Source organism: Yersinia sp. Marseille-Q5920 (assembly GCF_946902935.1).
Lineage (GTDB): Bacteria > Pseudomonadota > Gammaproteobacteria > Enterobacterales > Enterobacteriaceae > Yersinia > Yersinia rochesterensis.
The window spans coordinates 190196-210425 of sequence record NZ_CAMPQA010000003.1 but is presented as its reverse complement, the minus strand read 5'-3'; the positions used below and the strand labels follow the sequence as shown (position 1 = coordinate 210425).

Sequence of the window (20230 nt, the reverse complement as noted above, 5' to 3'; positions counted from 1 at the left end):
ACCGGTTTCGCATTTAGGTTAAGACAGATACAGATGTGAGCCATATAAGCCTGGTTGCCCACGAGCAGCCCGGCATTCTACACAGAGAGTTCGGGATATGTTGCAGTTCATACTCCGACGTTTGGGGTTAGTTATCCCAACGTTTATCGGCATTACTTTGCTGACCTTCGCTTTTGTCCATATGATCCCCGGTGACCCGGTGACCATCATGGCTGGGGAACGCGGTATCTCCACCGAGCGCCATGCTCAAATCATGGCGGAAATGGGGCTGGACAAGCCTCTTTATCAACAATACTTCCATTATGTGAATGGCGTATTACATGGCGACCTCGGTATTTCGCTGAAAAGCCGTATTGCTGTCTGGGAAGAATTTGTTCCCCGCTTTAAAGCGACACTGGAACTTGGGATCTGCGCGATGCTGTTTGCAATCGCCGTAGGTATCCCGGTCGGGGTGTTGGCGGCAGTCAAACGCGGTTCAATATTCGATCACACCGCCGTGGGGATCTCCCTGACCGGCTACTCAATGCCCATTTTCTGGTGGGGCATCATGCTGATTATGCTGGTTTCGGTGCAATGGAACCTGACCCCAGTCTCGGGGCGAGTCAGCGACACGGTATTCCTCGATGATAGCTTGCCATTGACCGGCTTTATGCTGATTGACACTCTCATTTGGGGTGAGCCAGGCGATTTCAAAGACGCCGTGATGCATATGATTTTGCCCGCTATTGTCTTGGGCACCATTCCCCTCGCGGTGATTGTGCGAATGACCCGTTCCTCAATGCTGGAAGTCTTGGGCGAAGATTATATCCGCACCGCGCGTGCTAAAGGCCTGAGCCGGATGCGCGTGATAGTGGTTCATGCCCTGCGCAATGCCTTATTGCCGGTGGTCACCGTGATTGGCTTACAGGTCGGCACTATGCTGGCGGGCGCGATTTTGACGGAAACCATCTTCTCCTGGCCGGGATTAGGACGCTGGTTGATGGATGCTTTGCAACGCCGCGATTACCCGGTAGTACAGGGTGGGGTATTGCTGGTCGCGATCATGATTATTTTAGTTAACTTGCTGGTAGATGTGCTCTATGGCGTAGTTAACCCGCGTATTCGTCACAAGAAATAAGGGGCGCAGAATGTCTCAACTTACTGAGTCGACAGTAAAAAGTGCGCCGAAGCCGATGACTCCCTTGCAGGAGTTTTGGCACTATTTCAAGCGCAATAAAGGGGCTGTTATCGGCCTGTTTTACATCATTATTATGCTGGTAATTGCTGCGGGTGCCACCTGGCTAGCCCCACATGGGCCAGCAGAGCAATTTCGCGATGCATTGCTGAAACCACCAGTTTGGGAAGAGGGCGGTAGCTGGAAATTCATTCTCGGCACAGATGATGTGGGGCGCGATGTCTTGTCCCGCCTGATGTACGGTGCCCGACTTTCGCTGTTAGTGGGCTGCCTGGTGGTGGTGTTGTCACTGGTGATGGGCGTCGTTTTCGGCTTACTGGCCGGTTATTTTGGCGGCATAGTGGATGCCATCATCATGCGCGTTGTTGATATCATGCTGGCACTGCCAAGTTTGTTACTGGCATTGGTCTTGGTGGCGGTGTTTGGGCCTTCGATAGTGAACGCCTCATTGGCGCTCACCTTTGTGGCCTTGCCGCACTATGTGCGTTTGACGCGAGCCGCCGTGCTGGTTGAGGTCAATCGCGACTATGTCACGGCTTCTCGAGTGGCCGGTGCCGGTGCGATGCGCCAGATGTTTATCAATATTTTGCCAAACTGCCTTGCGCCGTTGATCGTGCAGGCTTCTCTCGGCTTCTCTAACGCCATTCTGGATATGGCGGCTCTCGGCTTCCTCGGCATGGGTGCGCAACCGCCAACACCAGAGTGGGGCACCATGCTCTCTGATGTGTTGCAGTTTGCTCAAAGCGCCTGGTGGGTCGTGACCTTCCCCGGTGTGGCGATTCTGCTGACGGTTCTGGCGTTTAACCTGATGGGGGACGGCCTGCGTGATGCTCTCGACCCCAAACTCAAGCAGTAACAGAGGTAGAGAGAGATGGCACTTTTAAATGTAGACAAATTGTCGGTGCACTTTGGTGATCAAGGCGCGCCGTTCAAAGCAGTAGACCGCATCAGTTACAGTATTGAGCAAGGTCAGGTGATCGGGATTGTGGGTGAATCCGGCTCCGGTAAATCAGTCAGCTCATTAGCAATCATGGGGCTGATTGATTATCCCGGCAAAGTGATGGCCGATAAGCTGGAATTTAATGGCCGTGACCTGACCAAGATTTCTGAAAAAGAGCGGCGTCAATTAGTGGGCGCGGAAGTCGCGATGATCTTCCAAGACCCGATGACCAGCCTTAACCCGTGCTATACCGTCGGTTTTCAGATAATGGAAGCACTGAAGGTACATCAGGGAGGCAATCGTAAAACGCGTCACCAGCGGGCGGTGGATTTACTGACATTGGTCGGTATTCCCGATCCGGCTTCACGTTTGGATGTCTATCCGCACCAACTTTCGGGTGGGATGAGCCAGCGGGTGATGATTGCGATGGCCATTGCCTGTAAGCCAAAATTGCTGATTGCTGATGAACCGACTACCGCGCTGGATGTGACTATTCAGGCGCAAATTATTGAATTGCTGCTGGAATTACAGCAGCGCGAAAATATGGCCCTGTTGCTGATTACCCATGATCTGGCATTGGTTGCTGAGGCGGCTCATCATATTATTGTGATGTATGCCGGTCAGGTAGTGGAAACCGGTAAATCGGCGGAAATCTTCCGTGCTCCTCGCCATCCTTATACCCAAGCACTGTTGCGGGCATTACCGGAGTTTGCGCAGGATAAAGCGCGGTTGGCATCCTTGCCGGGTGTGGTTCCGGGGAAATATGACCGCCCGGAAGGCTGCTTGCTTAACCCGCGTTGCCCGTATGCGAATGATCGCTGCCGCCGTGAAGAACCTGAACTGCTGGGGCCAGCGGGGCGTCAGGTTAAATGCCATACACCGCTCGATGATGCGGGGAGGCCGACCCTATGAGTCAACCTATTGAAATGAAAAATGAATCACCGGCAACCAAACCACTGTTGCAAGCCATTGATTTAAAAAAATACTATCCGGTCAAAAAAGGGTTATTTGCCCCGGAGCGGTTGGTTAAAGCGCTGGACGGTGTTTCGTTCACTTTGGAGCGCGGCAAAACGCTGGCGGTGGTGGGGGAGTCCGGTTGTGGTAAATCCACCTTGGGCCGCTTACTGACGATGATAGAAATCCCCACGGGTGGTGAGCTTTACTACCAAGGTCAGGATTTGCTTAAGCCCGATGAAAGTGCGGAAAAACTGCGCCGCCAGAAAATCCAGATTGTGTTCCAGAACCCTTATGGTTCACTGAACCCGCGTAAGAAAGTGGGGCAGATTCTGGAAGAACCGCTGCAAATCAATACTAAGCTCAATAGCAAAGAGCGCCGCGAAAAAACGTTGGCGATGATGGCCAAAGTCGGGCTAAAAACTGAACATTATGACCGCTATCCACATATGTTCTCCGGCGGTCAGCGCCAGCGTATCGCCATTGCGCGTGGGTTAATGTTGAACCCTGATGTGGTGATTGCCGATGAGCCAGTATCTGCGCTGGATGTGTCAGTGCGGGCACAGGTATTGAACCTGATGATGGATTTACAGCAGGAACTGGGGCTGTCGTATGTCTTTATCTCTCACGATTTGTCAGTGGTTGAACATATTGCCGATGAAGTGATGGTGATGTACTTGGGGCGTTGTGTTGAAAAGGGCAGTAAAGCGGCTATTTTCAATAACCCGCGCCATCCTTATACGCAGGCATTGTTATCCGCCACACCACGGCTGAATCCGGATATGCGCCGTGAGCGTATTAAGTTGACTGGCGAATTGCCTAGCCCAATGAGTCCACCGCCAGGTTGCGCGTTCAATGCGCGTTGCCGCCGGGCGTTTGGCCCATGTACACAGTTGCAACCACAACTGAAGCAGTACGGCGACCAAATGATAGCCTGCTTTGCCGTTGATCAGGATGAAGCGGAAAAAGTGAGTTAAAGCAGGCATAGCGTCATATAGCATCACTAAAAACGTCGGTTATCCGGCGTTTTTTATTGATTATCAGTATCTGGTCGGCTGGAAATTAATAAAATAATTAGCCTGTAAATAATAACATGTTAATTATTTGCAGGTGAATGATATGGTAATGAAATAACGTAATAGATGGTGGCTATAATGAGTGTGAGAAAATTAAATTAATAGGTCACATATCATTAACAATGAATGCGAAATATGATTTTAATCATTCTATCAAAAAAATTATCTCTATTCGTTTCTGAATAATATTGTCGATATGGTTTATTTGAAACTAATAAAAAAGAGTGCATTAACTGCACTCTTTTTTGCTCAGAAGTGAAACGGGATTATTGGGGATAAGGTACCCAATCACCGCCATTGAGCCGAATATAGGGTTTGCCCTGATATTGCATCACAATAGCATTATCATTTTCTGAAATGACGGCAGTTTCCGGTAAACCTTGTGTCAATGTCTGCCAATCAACACTTGGTGCGGTAAATGCTTTGCCATCAACCATTCGTGACACTAATTCAGAAATAGCCAGATAGCTGCTGGGCGCGCTGACAATCACCGGGCTGGCGGGTTGTGGCGCTTTCATGCCAATCAATTTAATCCCCACCGGGATATGCGTGATGCTAGGGCTTGGGATATCGCGTAGACCAGACATCTGCATTTTATCGCCAACCAAAGCGGCACCGTGCTCTGGCACCACAACCACCATGACTTTCCGACCTGACTTTTCCAACTCTTCAAGGAAGGTGTTCAACTGGTCAAACAGAGTTTGGGCGCGCGCCTGATAATCCGCGGTTTTGTTAGTACCAACGAAGCGGTTGCCATCATGTAAGGGTATGATATTCATGAAAGTTGCGCTGCGGGTATCGCCACCACTCTTCTGCTGCTCCAGCCAGCGGTTAAGCAGTTCCAGATCGTTATAAATCGGCTCGCCATCAAAGGAAGCTAATTGATTACTAATGCCTTTTTGCGACATCATTGGCGCGCGCATATTGCCGTCTTCTTGGATATTTTGCAGATAATTACCAAAGACACCGGAGTGGTCCATCATCAACTGGGAAGTAAATCCAAGTTTGGCTAAGTTATCAAATAGATAGCACTGCTGGTCTTGTGGCTGATACAAGTCTTTATGTGATGACTGGCCGCAACTAGCGCGTAACAGGCGGATAGACGCTGGGCCACTGTAGGCGGTGGCTGAGTTGAAGTTTTTGAACAGAATATCAAACTTACTCCACAGCGGGTGCTTATCCAGTTGAATCGCTTCGATGTCTGACCATGACAATGAACAGATATTAATCACTAATAAATCAAATGGTTGCGCGTCACCAGGCAGTGATGCCGGGAATGTGGTGCGGCGAGTTTTTTCTTGCTCATAAAAAACATTCAAATGGGCGTTCAGGTTAGCATCAGTGGGCGGGCCACCCGCTTCGACAGGGCTGCCCCCGGCTGCGGGTTGCTCTGTACTGGCTGGCGCGGCTGTTGCTGCCGCAGTCTCCACTGTTGGGGCCAGAGAAAATGCCGGCCCGGCAATACCGGCGATATTCAGCCAAATCATGGCTGCGACGACAAAAACAGTGACGCGAATCCATTGCGAAATAAACAGGTAGCCCACCAGAATGGTGAAGGCGGTTCCTATCATGGCCCAGTTAATGAAACGTCCAAATAATTCAATTAGATAGCTAAAGCTAAACCCTGTTACTTGGGAGCCTTGGCTCATGATGCTGTTGATACCCGGCAGCCAGGTATCGTGATAGAGCAAGCCAATACCGATGGGAATGGCTATCCAGTGACGCCAGCGGTGGACGCGGTACGCCGGGATTGGGAACAGCAGAAAGGCCAAAAATACTAAGTTTGCTAAGGGATGGAAATTCAGGTAACCAAACCACAGCAGGGCAAACTTGAACAGGAAATAGATGTTCCATGCGCCCAGACCACGCCAATAGCGCCACGGACTCTGCGATTCTTGCTGTTTATTTTTTGCATTCATGGTGATTTCTTAGTCTGTGAAGAGGAGCCATCACGCAACCAAATCCCTTCTGATTTTAAATAGCGCGCGGATAAGAACAAATGTTGTTTTTTCTCCCACCACCGCGGAAACCAGCGGCGAGCGCTATAGCCCAGCGGGAAAAAGATAATCGCGCCCAGCAACAGAATTTGCCAAATATCATTGAGATTCATGGGTATTCTCCTGACGGTGGCGGGTGGTCAGTGTCAATGGCACGGGTGTGCGCCGGGTGGCTTCCACCTGGTCTGGTGCATCAACTTCTTGTTTATAAGTCTTTTTATCACCAGCAGCTTGCCATGCTTCGGGAGTATTAATCATTCTGTTAACCTCCGAAATAATTTCCTGATCCTGATACCACACCAGCCTATTACTGAATGCTTCGGCCACGGGTAGGCGGAAAATATGACTGAGAGCAGTGTCTAAGTCATTGATGCGGCAAGTGGAAAGGAACAATATCAACCGATTATCAGACACCGTCACCACGTCGCCATAGCGGCGTAAATGGCACAGTGTCAGCGCTTGACGCGCCTGTAACCCCGGCACGGCCCGCAGCGCAACCAATACGCCTTTACCATTTTCCGGTAGCAAGGTGTTGTTCATCAACTGCAACACCGAGTGGCAAAACTCCACCGGTGGTAGATAGCCTTTGAGCTGAAGTGGGCGCAATGCTTCCAGTAACGCATTGATATCTTCGGGAACATGGCGAGAGAATTGCTGCTCTTGAATCCCTTCTAGCATTGTCAGAAAACGCGATAATGGCGCAACCTGTGGGACGATCAGGTTGGCACCGCAGGCCAGTAACAAGCGCTCATCGCTGTAGCGCAGGCTGGCGTGCATTTCGCGTACCACGATTTTCACGCTATTGCCGCGTTGACGGCGAATGTTATGGATTTGATGCGCCATTTCATCAATTTGCTCGCTTTGATTCAGCGCAAAAATCAGTGTTGCGGCATGCGCCGTCATTGCCCGCTGAGCTAAAGCCGCATTGGACTCCAGCAATTGCCAGTGACTAGAAAGCGGGGGGGCGCCTTCCAGAATGTGGGTATGGGCTAAATAGAGATGCTCATCATTGCGCGATTGTGGCAGAGCTTGCTGGACTTCATCCGCCATACTCCAGCCTTGTTCATCGGCTTCGAGCAAGACTAATTGATTGGCGGTCACCCCTTTTGTTGTGCTCCACCAGGCAACCATATATTGCGCATTATCCTGCTGCCATTGCAGATTAGCCAGGCCTTGTAAATAACGGTGCTGACTGACTAACTGATTTTTAACTTTATTAATGCCGGAGCTGTGACAAATCACCAATAATGTGCAGTTCTGGGCCTCCAGCCATTGCTGAATCTGCTGTAGCCACTGCTGCATCTCTTCACTGGTAAAGGTTTGCCACAGGCTAGCGGGAGCAAACAGAATGAAAAGCCGCTGTTGTGGGCGCAATGAACGCATTAAGTCATGGGTTAAAAATTTTAAGGCATTTTTTTGAGCAGGTAATGTAAATAGCGGCAATTTCTTGGGGCCAGAATGGCCGATATTAGTCAGGAGGTTTTCAGGTTTTTGCCCTGAGCAAATCAATGCCGCCCGGGTATCTTCGGGTTGGTTACGAATAACTTGCTGGCAGAATAAGTTGGCATCTATTTGACGTTCAATATTGATCCAATAGAATCCGGGAGCCTGTAATACGGCCAATTCATCCCAGATTTCGCGAACACCTAATGAGAAACATCGTGACATAGATTCATTATCTGCTTTCGTTAAAGTGCTATTGGGCCAATAACTAGATAAAGTTAAAAAACAATTGTAACATTGCAATAAGTATTAACCAATGTCCTTGCCTGAATATTAATCTAAGATTCTTCTTATCAAGTAAAGTATAAAACGATCATTATTATACTTAATTAACATAGTCTATTTTCTCAAGGCGGATAAATGAAGACTATAATAAATCGATTTCATGAAAAAACTTCACTTGAGGCTCAGGATGATCTGCTTGCATTAAGTCAGGCTTTCTCGTTACCCACGTTAAGTTATATCGATATTGTCCGTCAGGAACGATTAATCCAAATGATGGCTCGCTGGCCATTGTTGGCAGAATTAGCGCAATCCACAGGGAGCGAATAGTTTATGCCGGTATTGGCGTTACAAGGCGTAAGGGGGGGCGTTGGTACCACCTCGGTCACTGCGGCTCTGGCATGGGCGTTACAGCAATTGGATGAATCGGTGTTGGTGATTGATTTTTCACCGGATAACTTACTGCGATTGCATTTCAATATGAGTTTTGAGCAATCCCGTGGTTGGGCTAAAGCTGAAATTGATGGTGAAGGCTGGCAGCAAGGGGCCATGCGCTACACCGAGAAGCTGGATTTCGTGCCATTTGGCCAATTAACTCAAGCTGAAAATGAGCAACTCAGCACATTTTTGCAGCAAAATCCGCGTCAGTGGCAGGAGAATCTGTCCACATTGCAAGACCGCGCAGCTTATCGTTGGATTTTACTGGATATCCCCGTTGGCGACAGTGTATTCACCCGTCAGGCATTGGCGTTGGCGGATCAAACCCTGATTCTGATTCATGCGGATGCCAGTTGCCATATTCGCCTGCATCAGCAAAATTTACCGGCTGGCTGTCATTTTTTGCTGAATCAGTTTGCTGCCAGTAGCCGCTTACAACAAGATTTGCATCAGCTCTGGCTGCAAAGTCTGGATAGCTTATTACCGACCTTTATTCACCGCGATGAAGCATTGGCCGAAGCATTGGCGGCCAAGCAGCCATTGGGCGAGTACAGCGCGCAAAGTCTGGCAGCGGAAGAGGTGATGACATTGGCGAATTGGTGCTTGATTAATGTGACGGAAAGTAGCCTATGAATCGCCTGATACGGATGTTATTTCAGACACCGATTTATCAGGCGATGCGGCGGCGCTATCATCTTTATATGCAGCAAGGCTGCACGGTGCTCACGGCCCTTCTCACCACGATGGCGCTGCCACTGTGCTGGGTATTCCTGCGCCTGGAGTCCCCAATCTGGCAGTATGTGATACAGCACCGGACTTACTGGTTCCCGCAGATTTCACCTAATCGCCCGCGCCTGGGGGATGGTTTGCGCTATCTGCTGCAAGGGCTGTGGCTGTTATTCATCCGTCCACAATCAGACCATAATAAAAAACGCCGGCCAGCGGCGGTCGGTAAGGGCTGGGTAAAAAACAAAAGACAGAGCTATATCAGTTGGTTGGGGGAAATTCCCCAGCGTTTTGAACTCCAGCGAATAGAGAAATCAGTTGCCAACCGATTAAGCCAACTACCAAGACGAGCTCGCCGTATCTTGTTTATTATTCTGGGTATTTTCACCAGTATTTTGGCCTTGCTGTGTATTTCGCAACCTTTCGGCATGATGGCGCAATTCGTGTTTGTCTTACTGTTATGGGCCATTGCCATGGTGGTGCGGCGGGTGCCGGGGCGCTTACCTACCCTGATGCTGATTGTGTTGTCGTTAACCGTTTCCTGCCGCTACCTGTGGTGGCGTTATACCGAAACGCTTAACTGGGATGACCCGGTGAGCTTGGTGTGCGGCTTATTATTACTGTTAGCCGAAACCTATGCTTGGGTAGTGCTGGTGTTGGGCTACTTCCAGACGATTTGGCCGCTAAACCGCCAGCCGGTGCCTATGCCGGAAGATATCAATAGCTGGCCAACCATTGATTTGATGGTGCCGACTTATAATGAAGACCTCGGTGTGGTCAAACCGACCATTTATGCGGCATTGGGTATTGATTGGCCGAAAGACAAAATTAACATCTATATTTTGGATGATGGTAACCGGCCCGCTTTTCGCGATTTTGCCGCCGAAGTCGGGGTGCACTACATTGCCCGTCCCACTCATGAACACGCCAAAGCCGGTAATATCAATAATGCGCTGAAACAGGCCACTGGTGAGTTTGTCGCTATCTTTGACTGCGACCATGTGCCGACCCGCTCTTTCCTGCAATTGACCGTCGGCTGGTTCTTTAAAGATAAAAAGCTCGGCATGATTCAAACGCCGCATCACTTTTTCTCTCCCGACCCCTTCGAGCGAAATCTGGGGCGTTTTCGTCAAACACCGAATGAAGGCACCTTATTCTACGGCCTGGTTCAAGACGGTAATGATATGTGGGATGCGACTTTCTTCTGTGGCTCCTGTGCCGTTTTACGCCGTAGCGCCTTAGATGAAGTGGGCGGGATCGCGGTGGAAACTGTCACCGAAGATGCCCACACTTCATTGCGCCTGCACCGCAAAGGCTACACTTCCGCTTATATCCGCATTCCGCAAGCCGCCGGGTTGGCAACGGAAAGTTTGTCAGCACACATCGGGCAGCGTATCCGCTGGGCGCGGGGCATGGTGCAAATCTTCCGGCTGGATAATCCGCTGCTGGGCAAAGGGCTAAAACTTGTCCAGCGCTTGTGCTACGCCAACGCCATGTTGCACTTTTTATCGGGCATTCCGCGGTTGATCTTCCTGACAGCTCCGCTGGCATTCCTGCTGCTGCATGCTTACATCATTTTCGCGCCAGCACTGGCGATTGCACTTTATGTGCTGCCGCATATGATTCACGCCAGTCTGACTAACTCCCGTCTACAAGGTAAATATCGCCACTCATTCTGGAGTGAAATCTATGAAACCGTGCTGGCCTGGTATATTGCCCGCCCGACCACGGTGGCACTGCTCAATCCTCACAAAGGGACATTTAATGTCACGGCAAAAGGCGGTTTGGTTGAAGAGCAACATGTGGACTGGGTGATTACCCGCCCTTATATGGCGCTGGTTCTGCTCAATCTGGCGGGGTTGATTGCGGGCTTGTGGCGCTTGGGCTATGGCCCGGCCACTGAAATCATGACCGTGGTCATTAGCTTGGTGTGGGTCATTTATAATATGACAATTTTAGGTGGAGCGGTGGCGGTGGCAGTTGAAGCTAAACAAGTGCGCCAGTCCCACCGGGTCGAAATTGCCATGCCCGCTGGGGTCGCACGGGCTGATGGTCACTTATTCTCCTGTACTCTGCGCGACTATTCCGATGGTGGGGTGGGGATTGAGATGCGCGAAGCCGGGTTACTGAAAGATGGCGAAGCCGTGCATTTGCTGCTTAAACGCGGCGCACAGGAATATACCTTCCCGTGTGAAGTCACCCGCGCTTTTGGCACTAAAGTCGGCATGCGGATGCATCAGCTGACTGTAGCCCAACATATTGATTTTATACAGTGTACCTTTGCTCGCGCTGACACATGGGCGCTGTGGCAGGATAGCTTCCCAGAAGATAAACCGATTGAAAGCCTACGCGATGTCTTGGCGCTGGGCTTTAGAGGCTATGTTCGGATGGCCAGCTATGCTCCGCCGGTGATTCGAAATGTATTGATAGGATTTACCTCCCTGATTGCCTGGATTGCCTCATTTGTACCCCATGGCGTGGATAAAAATCAGGCTCCGAGTAGCCAGGGCCAGACAATGGCTCAACATTGATGATGATATGATGACGAGAAAAATAACCTGGTTTACCGCACTGGCTTTGGGGTTAGCACCATTTACCCAAGCCGAAACATTGGCTGTTCCGGCAATTCAATCGGCGGACTCGACACCTGCCGCTGAAGCAACCGTGGAGCTGGCCCCTGCCGCCCCGACGGTACAGCCGAATGTGCCGGTTCGCGATGTGAGTTACACCTTTGCGAAAATTGCCCCGCCACCGGGGACATTCGCCTTGCGTGGCACTAATCCTGAAGGGGTGATTGAATTTGGCGTGCGCAGTGATGAAGTGGTCACTCATGCCATGTTAAATCTCGAATTTACTCCGTCGCCGTCACTGATTCCGGTGGAGTCGCAGGTCAAAGTCTTCCTGAATGACGAGCTGATGGGCGTCACGGCGATCACTAAAGATCAACTGGGTAAACCCACGCGGATCCAGTTGCCGATTGATCCGCTTTATATCAGTGATTTCAACCGATTGCGGTTAGTGTTTGTCGGCCATTATCAGAGTATTTGTGAGAACCCGGCCAGTAATACGCTGTGGCTGGATATCAGTAAATCCAGCTCGTTGGATTTGCGCTATCAATCATTGTCAGTCAAAAATGATTTATCCCATTTCCCTGAGCCTTTCTTTGATGCGCGGGATAACCGCCCGCTGACTTTGCCGGTGGTGTTTGCTGCGGTGCCTGATGTGGCCCAACAGCGTGCGGCCTCTATTCTGGCATCCTGGTTTGGTGACAAAGCGCAATGGCGTGGGCAGAGTTTCCCTGTTTTATATAATCAACTGCCCACTCAACATGCGGTGGTGTTTGCGACAAACACCCAACGCCCTGATTTCCTGAAAGATTACCCGCCGGTCAAAGCACCGACGGTGGAAATCATCAGCCATCCGGATGATCCGTATGTGAAGCTGTTGCTGATTTTGGGGCGCGATGACAATGACTTAATCACGGCGGCGAAAGGGATTGCGCAAGGTAATATTCTATTCCGCGGTCAGAATGTGACGGTGGATAACGTCGAGCAACTGGCACCAAGACAGCCCTATGATGCGCCAAACTGGGTGCGTACCGACCGGCCAATGACCTTTGCTGAGTTACAGCAATATCCGGATCAGTTGCAAACCACCGGTTTGTTGCCGCCGCCTATTTCCTTATCACTGAACCTGCCGCCGGATTTATTCCTGATCCGCAGTGCGGGCATTGATATGCGCTTGAAATACCGCTACACCTCAACGCACCTGATGGATGGTTCTCGCTTAAGTATCAGCTTGAATAATCAATTTGTGCAGGACTACCCGCTGTCGCCGAATATGCCGCAAGACAATAAAATCCTGCGGCTGCCGCTACTGCAAGGTTTACAAGATTCAACCAAGCAGTTAACCATTCCGGCATTGAGACTGGGGGCCACCAACCAACTGCGCTTTGATTTTGATTACAGCACCTTGCTGGCGAGTGGCGCGGAAGGGCGCTGTGAAACTTACTCTACCGCTCCGAACCACGCGGTGATTGACAGTAACTCCACTATCGACTTCTCCGGCTATCGCCACTTTATGGAAATGCCGGATTTACGGGCATTTGCCAATGCTGGCTTCCCCTTCAGCCGGATGGCGGATCTCTCCGAAACCCTGGTCTTAGTGCCGCCAAAACCTGCGCCGTCACAGCTGACGACGCTGTTGAATGCGGTGGGAAATATCGGGGCGCAAGTGGGTTACCCGGCGGTGGGTATCAACATTACCGATGACTGGTCACAGGCGAAAGACAAAGACGCCGATGTGCTGATTATCGGCCCGATCCCGCCAGAACTCCGTGATGATCGGCAGATTAACCTGCTGGTGGATCAAACCCAAAGTTGGGTAAAAATGCCAAACCGCCAAACGGGCTTGCCCGGCATGATGGCACCGGATTCGGACTGGGTTGCGGATAGCAAAGCGACCATCAGCTCTGAAGGGGCGATGTCGGCGATTATCGGAGTGCAGTCACCGAACTTCCCACAGCGCAGTATTGTGGCATTATTGGCGGATAGCCCACGGGGCTATAACTTGCTGAATAATGCTTTGCTCGACAGTGGCAAACGCGAGGCAGTATTTGGCTCGGTGGCGGTTATTCGTGAGTCGGGTGTCAATAGCTTGCGGGTCGGCGAAACTTATTATGTCGGCCACTTACCTTGGTGGGAGCGCATCTGGCATACCTTATCCACCCATCCGGTAGTGCTGGCCGGTGTCGCCGTGTTGGTGGTTGTTATCGCCGCAATGATGGCTTGGCGCTTGCTCCGTCTGATTAGCCGTCGTCGGTTATCACCTGATGAGAGAGATTAATTTTGATGGTCGTCATGTTTAAACGGCTGGTATGCATCCTGCTGCTGGCCAGCTTTGGTTCGACAGCCGCGTGTGATTGGCCTGCATGGCAGCGGTTCAAACAAGACTATATCAGTGAAGGGGGGCGAGTTATCGACCCCAGTAACCCGAGGCAAATAACCACGTCGGAGGGGCAGAGTTACGGCTTGTTTTTTGCTCTGGTGGCCGATGACCGGGAGACATTTGACCGGCTATTAAGTTGGACAGAAAACAACTTATCGGCGGGGGATTTAACCGCCCGCCTACCCGCCTGGTTATGGGGACAACGCAATGGAAATAGCTGGGATATTTTGGACCCCAATTCGGCTTCGGATGCTGATTTATGGATTGCTTACAGTTTGTTAGAGGCCGGCCGGTTGTGGGATATCCGTCGTTATAAGACCATGGGCACCTTGTTGCTGCAACGCATTGCTAAAGAAGAAGTGGTGAATATTCCGGGCCTCGGTGAAATGTTATTGCCTGGCAAAATTGGTTTTAGTAATGAAGACCGCTGGCGGCTCAATCCAAGCTATTTGCCACCGCAATTGCTGGCGCGTTTTGCTTCTCTGGCGGGGCCGTGGAAAGAGATGGTTGATGCCAATCAGCGGTTATGGTTGGAAACGGCACCTCATGGTTTCAGCCCTGATTGGGTTGTGTGGCAAAAGGATAAAGGCTGGCAGCCGGATGAAACCCAGCCGAACATCGGCAGCTATGACGCGATTCGCAGTTATCTGTGGGCCGGAATGTTGCCCAATGATAGCCCGCAAAAGACCGCACTCATCCAGCGTTTCCAGCCAATGGCGGAGATTACCCAGCAACAGGGCATACCACCGGAGAAAACGGATGCCCTCACCGGCAAAACCAGTGGTGATGGGCCGGTCGGATTTTCGGCAGCATTATTACCGTTTTTAGCCAGCAACCCCGCGCCATTTAATCAGCAGGTGCTTAGCGAGCAACAAAAACGTGTGCAAGATTCACCTCCGGGCGCTGATGCCTACTACAGCGCGGTGCTGACATTGTTTGGTCAGGGATGGACAGAGCATCGCTATAGCTTTAATCGTCAGGGGGAACTTCAGCCTTCATGGAACAGTCAATGCGCAACATTAAAATAAACTGGCTATTAAGTTTGGTGTTATTGCCTCAAGCCTTTGTCGGTATGGCGCAGGGGGCTGAAGCTGTGTCGCCGACTCAATTTTTACTCGAGCAGGTGCGATTGGGGGAGGCGACCAATAAAGATGAGTTGGTGAAGCAATCCCTGTATCGCCTAAACATGATGGACCCGAATAATCCGGATGTTATCGCGGCAGGAATTCGCCAGGCGCTACGGCAAGGGAATCTGGCCGAAGCACAAAAACAACTGGATAAGTTGCAACAATTGGCACCCGACACTGAAGTATATCGCCGCGCTAAGTTGATGTTAGCCATGACAAAACCTGAAGTTCGTCAGCAATTGCAGGAGGCCCGTCTACTGGCAACGGCGGGGCGGGTTGCTGAAGCTAAAGTTAAATATGATCAATTGCTGCAAGGCAATCCACCGACTCTGGATCTGGCGGTTGAGTATTGGCGGCTGGTGGCGCGACTACCCGGTCAGGAAGCCCTTGCGACCCAGAAACTCGCCTCTCTGGACCAACAATATCCCGGCAATGTTGCCCTGCGCATGGCGCTGGCGCGTATGTATTTCAGCCAACAAAAGGCCGTACTTGGCTACGCCATGTTGGAAAAAGTGGCCGCAGACCCTACCGGGGCTTCAGATGCTGCTGATTTGTGGATGGACACCACCAAAGCGATGACCGTCAGCCCGCAAAGTGTTGCCGCATTGACCCATTTTCTTGACGTTTTTTCCACCGGCCCTCAAGCGGATGCTGCTCGTAAAGAGTTGGCTAATCAGCAGGTTACATTGGTTGATCCGGCCTATCAGGCGCGGTTGAGCGGGCTGGAAAAAGTCGACAGTGGCGAAGGGACGGGTGCCATCCCTGCATTGAAACAAGCATTGGCCGCCTCACCCAATGACCCGGAAATTCTGGGCGCGCTGGGTCTGGCGTATGCTCGCGGTGGCGATCGCGCGCAAGCATTACAGTTATTTGAACAGGCGCAAAAATCGGATAAAGACGGCCTGAAAAGTGATAAATGGGCCAGTTTGATCAAAACCAACCGTTACTGGCTGCTGAATGATGCCGGTGATAAGGCGCTGAAAGCCGGTAACACTGCGTTGGCACAGCAAAAATATCAACAAGCGCGGCAAATCGACGGCAGCGACAGTTATGCATTAATTGGTTTGGGTGATGTGGCAGTGGCCCGTCATGATGATAAAAGTGCCGAGCAGCATTATCAGCAAGCATTGCGTCTCGATCCCAGCAACAGCAGCGCGGTGCGCGGGCTTGCCAATATTTATCAGCGGGAATCACCACAAAAAGCACTGGATTACCTGAATAACTTGCCCCGCAGCCAACAAGCCAAAATGCGCGACACATTAGATAACTTGCAATTAGAGAGTCTGAAACAGCAAGCCGAAACCTTGGCGGCACAGCAGCAGTGGCAGCAGGCAGCAGAGAAATATCGGCAGGCGCAACAGAGAGCGCCGGACGATGTCTGGATAACTTATCGGCTGGCACAAGCATTGGCGCAAGAGGGCCAGACGGCGCAAGCGGATGCACAATTCCACCAACTGGCCAGCCGTAAACCGGGCGATCCTGAACAGGTCTATGCCTATGCGCTTTACCTTTCCAGCACCGAGCGGGATAGTCAGGCATTGGCGCATTTAACCACACTGCCCACGGCGCAATGGAATGATAATATTCGTGAATTAGACCAGCGCTTGAAATTGGGTCAAGTGCTGACTTTGGCCCGCCAATTGCGGGCAAGTGGTGATGAAGCGGGGGCCATCACCGCCTTGCGCCAGCAACCCGCTAACACACAAATTGACCTGACACTGGCAGATTGGGCGCTGGAGCGCGGCGACTACAGCGCAGCGCTGGCGGGTTATCAGCATGTCCGGGCGCGTGAACCGCAAAATCCTGATGCGCGTTTGGGCGAGATTGAAGCCTATATCGCCGAGGGCCGCCTCAGCGAGGCGCGTCAGCATTTGCAAACTGAGCCACTGACGGGCGACGGGGCGAGCTTAAATACTCAGCGGCGGGTCGCCAATGCCTGGAGTGGTGTGGGTGAACCACACAAAGCGGCAGATATTTTCCAGCGGTTAAAACCAGCCGCCGCCAAAGGCACCCCATCACAGGATAATGCTTTAATATTCCGTGATTCGGCTCGGCTGGCGCAATTACAGGGCCAACCCGCTGCCGCTCAGGATGACTTCAAGCAGGCGATGGTGGCCAGCGGCATAGCGGCTAAGCTTCCAGCAGATAATGACAGTTATACTTTACTGACTCGTAATCAAGCCACGGATGATTGGCTCAAACGCGGGATTCGTGCTGATGCTGCGGATCTGTATCGTCAGCAGGATACCCGCGTCACATTGGATCAAGACTATCTGCATTCAAGTGGCACTGAAGGGATTTCAGATCTCAGCGCCTACAACACCATGCTGCAAGTGGATACTTCGCTAGCTGATGGTCGGGTGTTCTTCCGCACTGACACCGTGCATATGGATGCTGGCACCTTTGACAAAAATACCCGTTATAAAGCAGGCACTTGCTACAAAACTGAGATTCCTTGTCAAACGAATTTACATCAACGGGCCACTGGCACCAGTGTCGCGGTGGGGTGGCAAAATGACAGTTGGGCCACAGATATTGGCACCACGCCGATGGGCTTTGAGGTGGTCGATGTGGTGGGGGGGCTGGCGTACAGCAACAGTTGGGACCATATTGGTTGGACGGCAACGGCTTCGCGGCGGCCGATATCCAACTCATTATTAGCTTTTGCCGGTAGCAAAGACCCCAATACCAATATCACTTGGGGGGGCGTGCGCGCCAGTGGTGTCAGCTTGGGAGCCAGTTATGACCGCGGGGAAGCTAACGGGGTCTGGAGTGATTTGAGCTATTATTATCTCACCGGGAAAAATGTGGCCGATAACCAGCGGCTGCGCTTTATGACTGGCTACTACTACAAGCTAATCAATGAGGATAACCGCCGTTTTACCGTCGGTTTGAATGGCATGTGGTGGCATTACCAAAAAGATCTCAGCGGCTACACGTTGGGCCAGGGCGGGTATTACAGCCCACAAAAGTATCTGTCACTGGCTATCCCGGTAAATTATCGGGAGCGGACAGATAACTGGTCGTGGGAATTGGGTGGGTCGGTGTCTGTTTCACACTCTGCGACCAATGATCGGGCGCGTTATCCACTGCAAAATCTGCTCAATAATAGCTTGCAGCCTATTCCAGATCGCGGTGATCCCGATTATGGTGACAGCAGCAATGGCGTGGGTTACACCTTGCGAGCTTTGATTGAGCGCCGCCTGAGTTCGCACTGGACACTGGGGGCCGGAGTTGATATCCAGCAAGCTAAAGATTATACCCCAAGTCATGCGCTGATTTACCTGCGCTACTCTATGGCGGGGTGGCAAGGTGACTTGGATATGCCGCCTCAGCCATTGGTGCCTTACTCCGACTTTAAGTAACAGCCAGTGGCGCTTTTTTAGATAAAAAAGCAACTTTACAGTGATAAATAGCACTTTGAAGTTGCTTCCCTGATAGGAAAAGACTGAAACCCACGGTATTCTTCCCAACCGGTTTGGTTTCATAAGATAAAATCTCAGGGCGATCGAGTATACTCGGACAGCATCGATGAGTCGCCGCATCACTGTGGCAACCATTTTATTTTATTCAGTCGGAATGGGTGGGAGTGAGTTTGCGGGTAAGGCGTTCATTAACGATTAAGCAAATGGCGGCGGTGGCAGTGGTTGCCCTGGTCACCATCTGTATTTTTATCGTCATTCAGTTATTCCACTTTGTGCAGCAGCGCAAGGACGATTACGCCAAGCAGTTGGAGAGTATCGCCTATTCAGTTCGCCAACCGCTGTCTGCGGCAATCTTGAGTGTCGATATCCCCCAAGCCAAAAATATCCTCAATAATTTACTCCCCATTGGCATCCTTAGCCGTGCCGATGTGATTTTACCTAATCAAATTCAGGTATTACACGCAAACTTCCCCACGGAAAGGCCCGTACCCCGCTGGGCTAAACGTATTTTTTCCCTGCCGGTGCAGATAACGGTGCCGTTATATTCTCTGGAGCGGGTATCCGCCAATCCGCAGCCACTGGCACATTTGGTGTTACGGGCCGACTCATTTCGCATGTATCAGTTTATCCTCAGCACCTTGTCGGCGATGCTCTCGACTTATTTGCTGCTGGCATTGGTACTCTCTGTATCACTCGCCTGGTGTATTAATCGCCTCATTATTCACCCACTGCGTGCGGTGGCCAAAGAGCTGGAAAAGATAGGTCAGCAAGGGGTACTGAATCACCAACTGACTTTACCTGCTCATCATCAGGATGATGAACTGGGTATGTTGGTTCACAATTACAATCGCAATCAACAATTGTTAGCTGAGGCTTATGCGGGCATGAGCTGTCCGCTGGGGACTGAATTACCTTTACTACATAAAACCCCGCAACAGTTGGCGCAGGAAAAAGACATTTTGCGGGCGATTGCAAATCGTGATTTCGTCCTGTTTTTACAGCCGCAATGGGATATGGAAGAGCCGCGGATTATTGGTGCTGAAGCATTGCTACGCTGGCGGCAGACGGATGGTAGCTATCGTCAACCTTCAGAGTTTATCACTGACGCAGAAGAAAGTGGCGCGATGATGCCGCTGGGTCATTGGGTGCTCGAGGAAGCTTGCCGCATTCTGGCTGACTGGAAAGCACAAGGAATTACCTTGTCACTGGCGGTCAATATTTCCGGCTTACAAATTCAATGTGAGAGTATTCTAACGCACCTGCAAACCATTATTAGCCGCAATAACATTGACCCACACCAATTGGTGTTGGAGATTACTGAGACTGCGCGTATTCAGAATCTCGATAAAGCGTTCATGTTATTGCGCCAGTTACAGGGGCTTGGCTTGTCTATCGCCCTGGATGATTTCGGTACCGGGTATTCAGGCCTGCAATATCTCAATCACCTAAAAAGCTTGCCGATCAATATCATTAAACTGGATAAAAGTTTTGTGAAGCATTTGCCCGAAGATGATGCGATGGCGCGAATCATTAGCACCATCTCCGACGTGCTGAAACTCCGAGTCATGGCTGAAGGTGTCGAGACGGATGAGCAGCGGCAATGGTTGTTAAAACAGGGTATTCAATGTGGGCAGGGCTTTTTATTTTCGGAGCCGTTACCCCGTGAGGAGTTTGAAGCCCGTTTTACCCTGCGCCCTTGAC

Annotated in this window: 14 protein-coding genes; 11 read left to right on the top strand and 3 right to left on the bottom strand. The window is 51.1% G+C overall.

Annotated elements, in window-relative coordinates; genetic code table 11:
* Nucleotides 1-97 precede the first annotated feature (97 nt).
* The 4 genes from dppB to dppF are packed head-to-tail and all read left to right on the top strand — an operon-like array spanning nucleotide 98 to nucleotide 4045.
* Entirely contained in the window at nucleotides 98-1117 is a 1020-nt protein-coding gene (gene dppB, locus OVO64_RS06185) for a dipeptide ABC transporter permease DppB (protein ID WP_032819080.1), read from the top strand.
* Nucleotides 1118-1127: 10 nt separating this feature from the next.
* Entirely contained in the window at nucleotides 1128-2030 is a 903-nt protein-coding gene (gene dppC / locus OVO64_RS06180) for a dipeptide ABC transporter permease DppC (protein ID WP_004388908.1), read from the top strand.
* Nucleotides 2031-2045: 15 nt separating this feature from the next.
* Nucleotides 2046-3026 carry a dipeptide ABC transporter ATP-binding protein gene (gene dppD, locus OVO64_RS06175; RefSeq protein ID WP_004388909.1) on the top strand — a complete coding sequence of 327 codons (981 nt, stop codon included), beginning with the start codon at nucleotides 2046-2048 and terminating at the stop codon, nucleotides 3024-3026.
* A gap of 14 nt (nucleotides 3027-3040) precedes the next feature.
* The gene (gene dppF / locus OVO64_RS06170; RefSeq protein WP_267248679.1) at nucleotides 3041-4045 is read left to right on the top strand and encodes a dipeptide ABC transporter ATP-binding subunit DppF; all 1005 of its coding nucleotides are present in this window, start codon (nucleotides 3041-3043) and stop codon (nucleotides 4043-4045) included.
* A 365-nt stretch (nucleotides 4046-4410) separates the two neighbouring features.
* Here the strand turns inward: dppF and bcsG are convergent, their stop codons facing one another.
* The 3 genes from bcsG to bcsE are packed head-to-tail and all read right to left on the bottom strand — an operon-like array spanning nucleotide 4411 to nucleotide 7809.
* Nucleotides 4411-6063 carry a cellulose biosynthesis protein BcsG gene (gene bcsG / locus OVO64_RS06165; RefSeq protein ID WP_267248670.1) on the bottom strand — a complete coding sequence of 551 codons (1653 nt, stop codon included), beginning with the start codon at nucleotides 6061-6063 and terminating at the stop codon, nucleotides 4411-4413.
* Entirely contained in the window at nucleotides 6060-6254 is a 195-nt protein-coding gene (gene bcsF, locus OVO64_RS06160; protein WP_038637471.1) for a cellulose biosynthesis protein BcsF, read from the bottom strand. Before bcsF ends, bcsG begins: the two co-directional genes overlap by 4 nt.
* Complete coding sequence (bcsE, locus tag OVO64_RS06155) at nucleotides 6241-7809, bottom strand: cellulose biosynthesis protein BcsE (protein WP_145585894.1); 1569 nt, start codon at nucleotides 7807-7809, stop codon at nucleotides 6241-6243. Before bcsE ends, bcsF begins: the two co-directional genes overlap by 14 nt.
* A 195-nt stretch (nucleotides 7810-8004) precedes the next feature.
* Between bcsE and bcsR the strand changes: the two genes are divergently transcribed.
* The 7 genes from bcsR (at nucleotide 8005) to OVO64_RS06120 (ending at nucleotide 20229) form a co-directional block, all read left to right on the top strand.
* Nucleotides 8005-8196: a cellulose biosynthesis protein BcsR gene (gene bcsR, locus OVO64_RS06150; protein WP_145509402.1), complete on the top strand. Its 192-nt coding sequence runs from the start codon at nucleotides 8005-8007 to the stop codon at nucleotides 8194-8196.
* 3 nt (nucleotides 8197-8199) lie between these two features.
* On the top strand, nucleotides 8200-8937 hold the full coding sequence (gene bcsQ, locus OVO64_RS06145; RefSeq protein ID WP_267248669.1) for a cellulose biosynthesis protein BcsQ: 738 nt from the start codon (nucleotides 8200-8202) through the stop codon (nucleotides 8935-8937).
* Entirely contained in the window at nucleotides 8934-11561 is a 2628-nt protein-coding gene (bcsA, locus tag OVO64_RS06140) for a UDP-forming cellulose synthase catalytic subunit (protein ID WP_267248668.1), read from the top strand. The genes bcsQ and bcsA overlap by 4 nt, the downstream gene beginning before the upstream one ends.
* Nucleotides 11562-11571: 10 nt before the next feature.
* Nucleotides 11572-13875, top strand: coding sequence for a cellulose biosynthesis cyclic di-GMP-binding regulatory protein BcsB (gene bcsB / locus OVO64_RS06135; protein WP_267248678.1), 2304 nt, complete (start codon nucleotides 11572-11574; stop codon nucleotides 13873-13875).
* Nucleotides 13876-13880: 5 nt separating this feature from the next.
* Nucleotides 13881-15005 (top strand): cellulose synthase complex periplasmic endoglucanase BcsZ, encoded by a 1125-nt coding sequence (bcsZ, locus tag OVO64_RS06130; protein WP_267248667.1) that lies wholly within the window; start codon nucleotides 13881-13883, stop codon nucleotides 15003-15005.
* Complete coding sequence (bcsC, locus tag OVO64_RS06125; RefSeq protein ID WP_267248666.1) at nucleotides 14987-18469, top strand: cellulose synthase complex outer membrane protein BcsC; 3483 nt, start codon at nucleotides 14987-14989, stop codon at nucleotides 18467-18469. The genes bcsZ and bcsC overlap by 19 nt, the downstream gene beginning before the upstream one ends.
* Before the next feature lie 230 nt (nucleotides 18470-18699).
* Complete coding sequence (locus tag OVO64_RS06120; protein ID WP_072089167.1) at nucleotides 18700-20229, top strand: EAL domain-containing protein; 1530 nt, start codon at nucleotides 18700-18702, stop codon at nucleotides 20227-20229.
* Nucleotide 20230 lies beyond the last annotated feature (1 nt).